At 61.2% G+C, this 11,993-nt stretch carries 7 protein-coding genes; 1 reads left to right on the forward strand and 6 read right to left on the reverse strand.

Going from position 1 to position 11,993, the window contains the following annotated elements:
• Nucleotides 1-366 precede the first annotated feature (366 nt).
• The 6 genes from VZC39_RS19845 to VZC39_RS19870 all read right to left on the reverse strand — a co-directional run bounded on the left by VZC39_RS19845 (nucleotide 367) and on the right by VZC39_RS19870 (nucleotide 10,739).
• The gene (locus VZC39_RS19845) at nucleotides 367-2,100 is read right to left on the reverse strand and encodes a methyl-accepting chemotaxis protein (RefSeq protein WP_434664655.1); all 1,734 of its coding nucleotides are present in this window, start codon (nucleotides 2,098-2,100) and stop codon (nucleotides 367-369) included.
• A 57-nt stretch (nucleotides 2,101-2,157) separates the two neighbouring features.
• Complete coding sequence (gene mglC, locus VZC39_RS19850) at nucleotides 2,158-3,168, reverse strand: galactose/methyl galactoside ABC transporter permease MglC (RefSeq protein ID WP_349920191.1); 1,011 nt, start codon at nucleotides 3,166-3,168, stop codon at nucleotides 2,158-2,160.
• 15 nt (nucleotides 3,169-3,183) lie between these two features.
• A complete protein-coding gene (gene mglA / locus VZC39_RS19855) occupies nucleotides 3,184-4,704 on the reverse strand; it encodes a galactose/methyl galactoside ABC transporter ATP-binding protein MglA (protein WP_349920192.1) in 1,521 nt (506 codons plus the stop codon).
• Nucleotides 4,705-4,758: 54 nt separating this feature from the next.
• Nucleotides 4,759-5,745: a galactose/glucose ABC transporter substrate-binding protein MglB gene (gene mglB, locus VZC39_RS19860; RefSeq protein WP_349920193.1), complete on the reverse strand. Its 987-nt coding sequence runs from the start codon at nucleotides 5,743-5,745 to the stop codon at nucleotides 4,759-4,761.
• Nucleotides 5,746-5,968: 223 nt separating this feature from the next.
• Complete coding sequence (locus tag VZC39_RS19865) at nucleotides 5,969-9,022, reverse strand: beta-galactosidase (RefSeq protein ID WP_434664658.1); 3,054 nt, start codon at nucleotides 9,020-9,022, stop codon at nucleotides 5,969-5,971.
• Nucleotides 9,023-9,734: 712 nt separating this feature from the next.
• A complete protein-coding gene (locus tag VZC39_RS19870) occupies nucleotides 9,735-10,739 on the reverse strand; it encodes a substrate-binding domain-containing protein (RefSeq protein WP_349920195.1) in 1,005 nt (334 codons plus the stop codon).
• 216 nt (nucleotides 10,740-10,955) lie between these two features.
• Here VZC39_RS19870 and galE point away from each other — a divergent pair, with 216 nt between their 5' ends.
• Nucleotides 10,956-11,969, forward strand: a complete 1,014-nt coding sequence (gene galE / locus VZC39_RS19875) for a UDP-glucose 4-epimerase GalE (RefSeq protein WP_434668524.1) — start codon at nucleotides 10,956-10,958, stop codon at nucleotides 11,967-11,969.
• Nucleotides 11,970-11,993: the final 24 nt, after the last annotated feature.

The following is an 11,993-nucleotide window of genomic DNA, read 5'->3' on the forward strand; positions in this document are numbered from 1 at the left end:
GCAATGAAGTCGATCAGGACGATTGGCTGCCAGGGTTGGGCAAATGGACTCACCACAGGATGTGGTAAAGGACACCTCCCAGGACGGAGAAAGTGCGACGGGAATGGATGACTCGTCAGGCCATGATGGCTAAAGGACACCCCAAAGGATTGGGAAGGGGAAACCTAAAGGAAGAGGTATAGTCAGGGATTGCAGGGAGCAACTTCGTTCAAGGACATGAGCGATAAGACTATCGGGGGCGACGCAAGTCGCCCCCATCTTTTTTGCCCGTTTTCTGGTTTTTCCGATATGCCGGCCGGGGCAACCCCGACCAGCCTCTCAATGCCTCACCGATAAAACCTCACTGCCAGCGGTCATGTCTGCCGCTCATTGCAGGCGAAAGTGCCCCACTATCTCCCTCAGCCTGTCATAGGTGCGCTGCATGGACGCCGAACTGTCCACCGTCCGCTCGCCGTTACCCTTGAGCTGAGTGATCACCTCGGCAATGGCGCTCATGTTGCGATTGATCTCCTCCGCCACCGCGCTCTGTTCCTCGGCCGCCGTGGCGATATGGCTGATGAGATCGTTGATCTCCACCACCTCTCCCGCCATGGCGTCCAGGGAGGCATTCACCTTGTTGGTATTCTGCGCCGCATCCTGACAGCTCTGGCGGGTGTTGCCCATGGCCTCCACCACCGTCTGGGTGCCGCGCTGCAGCCGGCTCAGCATGGTCTGGATTTCGGCGGTGCTCTGCTGGGTGCGCCCGGCGAGAGAGCGCACCTCGTCAGCCACCACGGCGAATCCGCGTCCCTGCTCCCCGGCCCGGGCCGCTTCGATGGCCGCGTTGAGGGCCAGCAGGTTGGTCTGCTCGGCAATACCGCCGATGACCCCGAGGATGGACCCTATCTGCTGCACATCCTGCTGCATGGCGGCGATGGAGCTGGCGGTGGTCTCGACCTCCGCCACCAGCGCGGTCACGCTGCTCATGGCTCTGTCCACCACCAGTCGTGACTCACTCGCCAGCTGCTGGCTCTGACCGGTCAGCTGGGCCGTGCTGGCCGCACTCTCCGATACCGAGATGGCGGTACGGCTCATCTCGTTGATGGCGGTGACCACCAGTTCCGTCTCGCGCACATGTTCCGCCAGCAACCCCTGGGCCGAGCCCGTCTGCCTGGCGAGATCCGAGATCCCCTCGTTGAGCTGGCCGCTAGCCTTGCTCACCTCTCCCATCATCTCCTGCAGCCGCTCGATGAAGCGGTTGATGCCGGCGGAGATCTGGCCCAGATCATCCTTGCTGGTCACCGCCAGGCGGCGAGTCAGATCCCCGCTGCCCTGGGATAGCTCCTGCACCAGATCCCGCAGGGAGAGGATGGGGCGGTAGGCCAGATTGAGCGCCACCACGGAAATAATCAGCACCAGGACTGCCACCCCGAGCAGGGCCATGGTGATCTTGCCGTTGAGGGCCTGGGTCATGGCCTGGATATGGTCCAGATCCACGTAGCCGGTCAGGGTCCACTGACTGCCCCGGATATCGAGCTGATTGGGGCGCGCCTCACTCTCCCCCTTTGGCTTGCCGTCAAGGAGCACGTTGCCCTGGCTGTCGGTCAGGGAGAAGTAGCGCCCCTCCCCGCTCACCTTCTCAAGCAGGTGCTTGAATTCGCTCATGTCTAGGTAATAGAGGTAGGCCGAATCCGCCCCCCTGGGCACCAGGATGGAGATGACCGGCTTGCCGTCGAGCTGCTCCAGCGGGCTCACGGTGATCTGGTTGTTGGCGGCGGGGATGAGCTTGCGCAGGGCCTCCACCCTGGCGCTGTCGTCAATGACCCCGTTCACGTCGAACGCCATGTCTCCCACCAGCTTGACGATGTTGTGGAAGCCGGTCTCCTGCAGGGCCTTCTTGACGCTGGTGACCCCGAGGTTGAGGTTAGCCGCCAGCAGCACTCGCTGGTTGATGTCTCCCGCCAGCTTCTCCTTGACCAGGGTGATCTGCTCGTTGATGTTCTGGGTGGCCTGGGTGCGGATGTAGTTGCTGATGAAGTGATTGACGCTGAGCCAGGCGGTACCGATGGTGGCCAGGATGGCGAGCAGCAGCAGGACGTTGATTTTGACTTTGAACGGCATGGGATGGATCCCTCCAAATAAAGAGGGCTGGAATTGCTCCAGCCCTCTTCGCAATGCTTACTTCTTCTTGGCGTACTTCATGGAATCCAGCGCCACCGCCAGTATGATGATGCCGCCCTTGATGATGAACTGCCAGTAGGGGCTGACCCCGATGTAGGTCAGACCGTAGTTGATCAGGGTAAAGATGAGCACACCGGTGATGACCCCGGCCACCGTACCCACACCACCGGCAAACGATACCCCGCCCACCACACAGGCCGCGATGGCATCGAGTTCATACATGAAGCCAAGGTTGTTGGTGGCACTGCCGACCCGGCCCGCTTCCAGCATGCCGCCGAAGGCGTAGAAGATACCGGCCAGGGCATAGATCATCACCAGGTTGACGGCCACGTTGACGCCGGAGACCTTGGCGGCTTCCGGGTTGCCGCCGATGGCGAAGATGTTCTTGCCAAAGCGAGTCTTGTTCCACAGAACCCAGACGAAGATACTGGCTATGGCCGCATAGAAGGTCAGATACGATAGTTTAAAGCCCCCTATCCGTATAAAACCCTGCGCAAAGCTGGAGAAACGGGGATCAAAACCCGCTACCGGCGAGGCACCCACGGAGTCGAAATAGAGGGAGTTGATGCCGTAGACGATGATCATGGTCCCCAGGGTGGTGATGAAGGGGGTCACGTTCAGATAGGCCACGATCAGGCCGTTGATGAGACCAATCACCGCACCCACGACGCAGACCAGCAGGATCACCGCCGGGATGGGGATTTCTCCCAGGCTTGGGAACACCTTGTTGATGTTGGTTGTGGCCTGCAGCATGGTCGCCGCAATCAGCGCTGCCAGACCGACCTGACGGCCAGCCGACAGATCCGTCCCCTGGGTGATGATAATGCCTGCCACCCCGAGGGCGATGATGACCCGCACCGAGGACTGGGTCAGGATGTTGCTGAGGTTGGTGAGGCTCAGGAAGGAGGGTTCCTTGATCACGATGACCATGAGCAACACCAGCAACACCACATAGATGCCGTTCTCTTTGAGCGCCTGCATCAGATTGAAATTTTTAGCCGACTCCATAAATGCCTTCCTGTCTTATAGGTACAGAGATGCCAGGCGCAGGATCTCGCTCTGGTCAGTTTCTTTGGTGTTGACGATCCCCGCGACCCGGCCATTGCTCATGACCATGATCCTGTCCGTGATCCCCAGCAATTCGGGCATCTCGGACGAGATGATGACGATCCCCTTGTCCTTCTTGGCCAGCTCCAGGATCAGCTGATAGATCTCGAACTTGGCCCCCACGTCGATACCGCGGGTCGGTTCGTCCAGCATCAGGATCTCGGGCTGGGTCAGCAGCCAGCGGCCTATGATGACCTTCTGCTGGTTGCCGCCGGACAGGGAGCCTATCTGGGTCTGCTGGGTCGGGGTCTTGACCCGCATGGAGTCGATGACCCACTGGGTATCGCTCTTCATCTTGTTGTCGCTGAGCAGCCCCATGGAGCTCTTGTAGCTGTCCATGTTGGCGATCAGGGAATTGAAGGCGATGTCGAGACGCGAATAGATGCCGGTGGAGCGACGCTCCTCGGTCACCAGGGCGAAACCGTTCTGGATCGCCTCGTGGGCATTATGGTTCGCCACCGCTTTGCCGTGCAGCTTGATGGTGCCCTCGCTGCGATCGCGGATGCCGAACAGGGTCTCGACGATGTCGGTACGCTTGGCCCCCACCAGTCCGGCGATGCCGAGGATCTCCCCCTTGTGCAGGTTGAAGGTCACGTCCTGAATGGAGGGTTGGTTCTTCGCCGTCAGGTGTTCGACCTCGAGGATCACCTCCTTCGGCTGGTTGGTTTTCTCCGGGAAGCGCTGGGTGAGCTCACGGCCGACCATCATGCCGATGATCTGATCCATGGTCATGCCCTTGAGCGGCTGAGTCGCTACCCATTGCCCATCCCGCAATATGGTGATCTCGTCACACAGCTGGAAGATCTCTTCCATCTTGTGGGAGATGTAGACGATGCCGCAGCCCTTCTCCTTGAGTTTGTTGATGATCTTGAAGAGGTGATTGACCTCTTTCTCGGTCAGGGAGGAGGTGGGCTCATCCATGATGACGATCTTGGCGTCGTAGGAGAACGCCTTGGCGATCTCGATCATCTGCATCTGGGAGACGGACAGGGTGCCGACCTTGACCCGCGGATCGATGTCGATGTCCAGCTCGTCGAAGATCTGCTTGGTCTCTTCATACATCTTGCCGTGATCGATGAACCAGCCCTTGGTGGGGTAGCGGCCGAGCCACATGTTGTCCATCACGGTGCGCTGCAACACCAGGTTCAGCTCCTGGTGCACCATGGAAACGCCGTTCTCCAGCGCCTCCTTGGAAGAGGTGAAGTTGATCTCCTCCCCCTTGAAGAAGATCTTGCCCTCATCCTTCTCGTAGATGCCGAACAAGCACTTGAGCAGCGTGGATTTCCCCGCGCCATTCTCGCCCATCAACGCATGCACAGAATGAGGACGGACCCGTAAATTGACTTTATCGAGTGCCTTGACGCCAGGGAAACTCTTACTGACGTCAATCATCTCCAACAGCCATTCTGATTGTTGCCGTGTTGTCATATCAGCCATCACATCTGGTTGAAACGAAGGGCAAGGGGGTGACCCTTGCCCGGGAGGAGGGAATTACTCGAACTGGGACAGATTGTCTTTATCCACGCCCACGTAAGGAACACGCACAATCTTGTTGTCGATCTTCCAGTTGGTGCCTTCACCGGCCGGCTTGCCTTCCGCCAGGTTCTTGACCAGGTCGAAGGTCGCCTTGGCCTGGTTGGCCGCATCGTTCAGCACGGTCCCCGCCATGGCGCCGCTCTTGACCATGGCCAGGGCTTCCGGCAGGGCATCGACGCCGAACACCGGAATGGCACTCTTGCCCTGGGCTTTCAGGGATTCAACAGCACCCATCGCCATGCCGTCGTTGTTGGCGATGACCACTTCGATCTTGTTGGCGTTCGGGCCGGAGATCCAGGCGTCCATCTTGTCTTTCGCCATGGCGGTATCCCACATACCGGTATCCATGTGCAGCTGCTGGGTCTTGATGCCGCCGTCATTCAGGGTCTTGACGACATAGGTGGTGCGGGCTTCCGCATCCGGGTGGCCCGGCTCGCCCTTGAGCAGCACGAACTGGATGACGCCATCCTTGTTCAGATCCCACTCGGGGTGTGCCTTCCAGTGCTTGGCGATCAGCTGGCCCTGGATGATGCCTGACTCCTTGGAGTCGGTACCCACGTAGTAGGCCTTGTCATAGCTGGCCATGTCCGCCGCGCTCGGTTCCTTGTTGTAGAACACCACGGGGATCTCGTCGGCACGCGCCTTCTCGATCACGACAGAGGCCGCCGCCGGGTCGACCAGGTTGATCGCCAGCGCTTTCACGCCCTTGGCCAACAGCACGTCGATCTGGTCATTCTGCTTGGACTGGTCGTTCTGGGAGTCATTCATCAACAGCTCAACATCCGGGTTGGCTGTCGCTTCCTTCTCGATGGCCTTGCGCACAACGGCCATGAAGTTGTCGTCATATTTGTAGACGGTGACCCCGATACGGGTATCAGCCTGGGCTTGGGCTCCCGCCATCAGTCCCATCAGCAGGGTGGCGACTGTCGTGAGTTTTTTCATTGTTATGCTCCGATCTCTATATCTGTTTTTGTAGGGAATGCTGTACACCATCTGAGCTGGCGCCAGCCTAATGTAATCAATTTGTTGTCCAATGTTCTGTGATCCTGACAACAAAATGAAAACGTTTACACTCTGTTACATAGACATGAAATGCTTAAAAATCAATGAAATACAAGCCAACGGGGCTCTAGTGACGCTTATCGCCTATTCTGGCGGGCCAGACTCAGCGTAGAACACAGTTCCAATAGTAGCTCCCCGGCCGCAGCCAATATTCCGGTCGCACGCTCTGGCTCCAGGAGTCATCCCCACCGATCCCCATGTGGAAGCCATCGAGGCAGAGGTGCAATCCCCCTTCGGCCACCAGATCGGTCTGGTGACGGGCCAGGGCGAGTTGCTGCTGGCTGTAGCGACTGAGGCTGAAATGGAAGCGGCCCTGGATGTCGATATCCCCCAGCTGCAGTTGGCGGGTGTCGCAGCGCAGCCCGTTGTCGGTCGGGAATACATAGGGGGTGTGCAGCCCATCGAGCGGCTGTTGCCAGCGGCCCTGATCGGCGGCGAGCAGCCGGTCCGGGTAGTTCTCATGGGGGCCGCGTCCCAGCCAGCTCACCCCATCCGTTGCCGTCATCACCTCGTCCACCAGCCAGAGCCTGGCGCCGATCCGGGGCAGAGAAGGCATGCCAGGGGCAACCTCCACCTCGATGGCGAGCTGCATGGCCCCATCGGCTGAGAAGGCGTGGCGCCAGCGGGTCAGCAGTTTCAGGCTGTCATCGGCGAAATAACCGTGGGTGACCACAATCACCCCCTGCTCCGGGCTCGCCGTCATGCCGAGGCAGCGGTGTTGCAGCCCGTTAAGGCCAGCCTCCTGCCAGCGGGCAATCCAGGCGTTGGGGTCCGCGTGATCCGCCTCGCTGGTGCCGATGTCGTTGTCGAGCGGCGCCCGGTAGAAGTGATCGGCGATGGCCTCCTTCAACTGCTCCCGCCCCTGCTTGCGCCAGTTGCGGATACGGCCGCTCACCTTGTCCAGTTGCCATTCACTGCCTGCGGCGGCGGCAAGCCAATGATCCGGCTGCTCAAGCAAAGCCGTGCTGTGGAATGCCACTGGCAATGCCAGGGGAGATGGCAGAATAAACTGCTGACGAGCCACCTCGTGGCCCGCCTCGGCCCAGGCCGTGGCCGCGGGCTGCACTATGGCCAGGTCCAGCGAGACCAGGCTCCCCGGGGCAAAGGCCGGCAGCGATGCCAGCAGGGTCAGCGCCGCGCCAGTCTGGGGAGCCAGGCTGAGTGGGCATTCACCTTCCTGCAGTACGCGGCCATCCTCTCGCAGTTGCCAGTGCAGCCGCTCGTTGTCCGTGGCACGGAACAGATAGTCGCTCACCACCTCCACCACCAATGGCTGCTGGCTCACCAGTCTCAGCTCGAACAGCTGCTGGGCCCGCTTGGCCTCGGCCAGGGAGGGATGGGGACTTCTGTCCGGGAACAGCAGCCCGTTGCAGCAGAACTGGCGGTCGTTGGGGGTGTCGCCAAAATCGCCGCCATAGGCCCAGAAATGGCGGCCGTCATCGGTCAGCTTGTCGAGCCCCTGATCCACCCAATCCCAGACGAAACCGCCCTGCAGACGCGGATGGGTGCGAAACGCCTGCCAATACTCGGCATAGCCTCCCAGGCTGTTGCCCATGGCATGGGCGTACTCGCACAGGATCAGCGGCCGGGTCTCGCCGGGCAGGCCTATCCACTTGGCCAGCGCCCACTTGGGCACCGCCGGGAAGGGTTGATCCTGATGGGTACGGGCATACATGGGGCAGATGATGTCGGTGGCCGGGGTATCGGCGCCGCCCCCCTCGTACTGGACCGGGCGGCTCGGGTCACTCCCCTTGACCCACTGATACATGGCGTCGTGGGCGGGGCCATAGCCGGATTCATTGCCGAGCGACCAGATGATGATGCTGGGATGGTTGAAGTCGCGCGCCACCATGCGGGTCACCCGCTCGAGGAAGGCGCCGCTCCAGGCGGGGTCTCGCGCCAGCCGCCCCATGGGGGTCATGCCATGGGTCTCCAGATTCGCCTCGTCCACCACGTAGAGGCCGAGCCTGTCGCACAGCCGATAGAATTCCGGGTGGTTGGGATAGTGGGAGCAGCGCACCGCATTGAAGTTGTTCTGCTTCATCAGCCGCAGATCCAGCTCCATGGCGGCGGGGGTCACCACGTGGCCGAGGGCCGGATCGTGCTCGTGGCGGTTGGCGCCGCGAATGAGCAGGGGCTGGCCGTTGACCCGCAGCAGGCCGCCACGGATCTCCACCGCCCGAAAGCCCACGTCATAGGCCTCGCACTCGATGCACTCACCCTGCTCGTCCAGCAGGGCCAGGGTCAGCCGGTAGAGATGGGGGGTCTCGGCGCTCCACTTGTGGGGGGCGGGCACCTCCAGCCACAGCTCGCTCCTGTCCTCAAAGGCCCCCTTCTCGTCGATGGGTGCCGTGCCGAGGGGTTGGCGCTTGCTCACCACCAGGGCGTCGCCGAAGTAGAGGGTCGCCTCCACCAGAAGGCCGGCGCCGGCACTCGCCTGCACCTCCAGCTTGAGGCGGGCATCCCGGTAACAGGCATCCAGCACCGGGGTCAGCCGCACGTCCATCAGCTGGCGTTCCGGTTTATGCAGCAGTGCGACGGAGCGGAAGATGCCACTCATGCGCCACATGTCCTGATCTTCGAGGTAGGAGCCATCGGACCAGCGCAGTACCAGGGCTGCCAGCCGGTTCTGACCGGCCTGCAGGAAGGGGGTCAGATCGAATTCGGCGGGCAGGCGGCTGTCCTGGGAGTAACCGACCCAGCGGCCGTTGCAGAACAGATAGAAGGCGCTGTCCACCCCATCAAACGTGATGCGGACCTGACCGCTGGCCAGCCAGTCGGCGGGCAGGCTGAAGGTGCGGGAGTAGCAGCCGGTGGGGTTTTGCGCAGGCACCCTGGGGGGATCGCAGGGGAAGGGATACTTGATGTTGGTGTAGATGGGGCGATCGAAGCCCTGCAACTGCCAGTTGCCGGGAACCTGCACCGTGGTGGCATCCGCCAGATCCTGTTCGAGCCACTCCGACGGCACCCGCTCGGGGGCATCGAAGAAGGAGAACTGCCAGTCACCATCCAGCAGCAGGCGCGAAGGGGACGGGAGCCCGGCTCGGGCATCCGCCTCGCTGCGCCAGCTGGACAAGGGGGTGTGGGCAGGCAACCGGTTGACGGATGTGATCGCCTGGGTTTGCCAATCCTGACGGGCCAAGATCTCCCTGAGCATCCTTATCTCTCCCTGCATTGAGTCGTATCTATGAAAACGTCTGCAGTGTAGGAGAGTTTGATTTGGGAAACGGCGATCCCGCTCACACGGGTGTAAACGATTACACGGTGAATGTTAAGTAAAACGAGGTAAAAACGATTAAAGATAAGTAAAAACCAGATCTGCGTCATGAGATAACCGATGACGGATGAAAAGGAGGGAAACAGGGGGTGAAAGAGAGCCTGAAGTAGAGAGAGGGAGCAGCACCGTCACCCCGGTGCAACCCGAAGCATGGTGCGAGTCTGGGCATGGGGCGCAGGGGATAACCCCGCCCGCCTTCCTGCAAGAGACAAGCTCAGTGTCTGGCCGATATCACCGGGGTTGTGGGTCAGGGGTGAACATGCAGGGATGATTTATGCCAGCAGCCACATAACCCTGCCACACCGGGGTCAGGCCTGGTCAGGGTCACCGGATGGGGATTGATCCGCGAGTCGTGCAGACGCAGATATTGCCAGTCCTGTGTCTGCTGGCGAGAGGGGAGATCAGCGTCTGACCGCTCCATCGGGTGGTGATTGATCTGTGATGTCTCGTGCAGCCGCAGATGCTGCCGATCTCGCGCCTTCTGACGAGCGGCTAGGTCAGAGGCTGGCCGGAGTCAGCAGATGGAGATGGATCCACGATATACCGTGCAGGGACGACCCTATCGACCAGCGTGCACCCTGTCACACCGGGGTCAGAGCCTGACCGGGGCGACCGAGTGGCGGTTGATCAGGGTCGGCGTGTAGACGCGGCTCGCCACCGCCTCGCTCTCTCCGGCTGCCAGTTGCAGAGCCAGCTTGGCCGCCTGGGCCGCCATCAGCTCGATGGGGTAGCGCATGGTAGAGAGCTTGGGTCTCAGGTATCTGGCATAGATGATGTCATCGAAACCGACCACGGAGACCTCTTCCGGCACCTTGAGGCCGTTGTCCGCCAGCACCGAGATGGCTCCCGCCGCCATGGCATCGTTGTAGGCCACCACGGCCGTGATGGGCAGTCCCTTGGCCAGCAGGTTGAGCATGGCCCGCTCGCCCCCTTCCTCGTTTGGCACGCCATTTTCCACCAGTTCGGGATCCACCGAGATACCCGCCTCCAGCAGGGCATCCTGGTAGCCCTGATGGCGCAAGATGGCATCCTCGATGGCGTGATCCGAGCTGACGAAGGCGATATGACGGTGTCCCAGATCCAGCAGATGGCGGGTGGCGGTCGCCGCCCCCTGGCGGTTGTTGAGGGAGATGCAGCGCCCCTTCAGCGCCGGAATGTCGCGGTTGATCAGCACCATGCCGGGGGAGCGCTGGGCATAATCGATCAACTCCTCATCGCTCAGCGCCTTGCTGTGGACCACCAGCGCGTCGCAGCGCTTGCCGATCAACAGCTCGATGGCGGCCCGTTCCGGCTCCGCCTTGTGAAAACCATTACCCATCAGGAGGTGTAGCCCCTGTTCCACCGCCACCCCGGCGACCCCCTTGACCAGGGCACCGAAGAAGGGATCGGCCACGTCACCCACCACTACCCCCATGGTATCGCAGGTCTGGCTGACCAGGGCCCGAGCGTTGGCGTTGGGGGTATAACCCAGCTCGGCCATGGCTTTCTGGACCACCTCGCGGGAGGCGGCACTGGCCTTGGGTGAGTTGTTCATCACCCGTGAAACCGTTGCCACCGAAACATTGGCCAAACGGGCGACATCCTTGATGGTACTCATGCTGTTTTCACTTATTTCACTGTGCAAGACGGGGCCATTATACCGAGCAATCCCACTGATAACAGGGGAAAAACCGAGATGACCCAGGTTTTGCCCACCATCATCAGTGTAATCGTTTACATAAATATGTTACCCCGCTCACAGTTTGGGAATGAAGCCCTCGGCTAGACTCCTGCTCAGACTGTTCAAGTAGGGAGCACAGACGTGGAGAAGAGGATAAAAGTGTTGGTCACCGGCGGTTGCGGCTATATCGGCAGCCACACCTGTCTCGCCTTGCAGGCCGCCGGCATGGAGCCGGTGGTGGTGGACAACCTCTGCAACAGCAAGCGAGCCGTCTTGGCCAGGATCGCCGCCATCAGCGGCCAGGAGCCCTTGTTTTACGAGGGAGACATCCGCGACGAGGCCCTGCTGACCCGCATCTTCAGCGAGCAGGAGATAACCGCCGTCATCCACTTCGCCGCTCTCAAGGCCGTCGGCGAGTCCACCCGCATTCCCCTCGCCTACTACCAGAACAACCTCGCCGGCACCCTCTGCCTGCTGCAGGCCATGAAGCAGGCTGGCGTCCACAATCTGGTGTTCAGCTCGTCGGCCACCGTCTACGGCGATCCGGCCAGCACTCCCATCCGGGAAGCCTTCCCCCGCAGCGCCACCAATCCCTACGGGCGATCCAAGCTGATCATCGAGGAGATCCTTGAGGATCTGCAGGCCGCCGAGTCCCAGTGGAGCATGACGCTGCTGCGTTACTTCAACCCGGTCGGCGCCCATGAATCCGGCACCATGGGGGAAGATCCCCAGGGCGTACCGAACAATCTGATGCCCTTCCTGACCCAGGTCGCCATCGGTCGCCGCGAGTACCTCTCCATATTTGGAAACGATTACAACACCCCGGACGGCACCGGGGTACGCGACTACATCCACGTGATGGATCTCGCCGAAGGACACGTCAAGGCGTTGCATCACTGTGCGGGTCGGGGTGGCGTCCATACCTACAATCTGGGGACCGGCCAGGGGCAGAGCGTGTTGCAGATGGTGGCGGCCTTCGAGGCGGCCAGCGGTCGTCCCCTGCCTTATCGCATCGAGCCAAGACGCCCGGGGGATATCGCCGAATGCTGGGCCGATCCGGCCAAGGCCGAGCGCGAGCTGGGCTGGCGTGCCAGCCGGGATCTCGCGGCCATGTGTGCCGACAGCTGGCGCTGGCAGTCCGCCAACCCGAACGGTTACGAAGAGTAGGCCCAGGCCTGCTCCCCACGATGT

The sequence above is a fragment of the Aeromonas sp. NJAU223 genome (assembly GCF_051125555.1).
GTDB lineage: Bacteria > Pseudomonadota > Gammaproteobacteria > Enterobacterales > Aeromonadaceae > Aeromonas > Aeromonas veronii_G.

What these genes read in the sequence shown, in the direction of transcription:
- VZC39_RS19845 (WP_434664655.1), bottom strand. Translation starts at nt 2,100, where the DNA reads ATGCCGTTCAAAGTCAAAATCAACGTCCTGCTGCTGCTCGCCATCCTG.
- mglC (WP_349920191.1), bottom strand. Translation starts at nt 3,168, where the DNA reads ATGGAGTCGGCTAAAAATTTCAATCTGATGCAGGCGCTCAAAGAGAAC.
- mglA (WP_349920192.1), bottom strand. Translation starts at nt 4,704, where the DNA reads ATGGCTGATATGACAACACGGCAACAATCAGAATGGCTGTTGGAGATG.
- mglB (WP_349920193.1), bottom strand. Translation starts at nt 5,745, where the DNA reads ATGAAAAAACTCACGACAGTCGCCACCCTGCTGATGGGACTGATGGCG.
- VZC39_RS19865 (WP_434664658.1), bottom strand. Translation starts at nt 9,022, where the DNA reads ATGCTCAGGGAGATCTTGGCCCGTCAGGATTGGCAAACCCAGGCGATC.
- VZC39_RS19870 (WP_349920195.1), bottom strand. Translation starts at nt 10,739, where the DNA reads ATGAGTACCATCAAGGATGTCGCCCGTTTGGCCAATGTTTCGGTGGCA.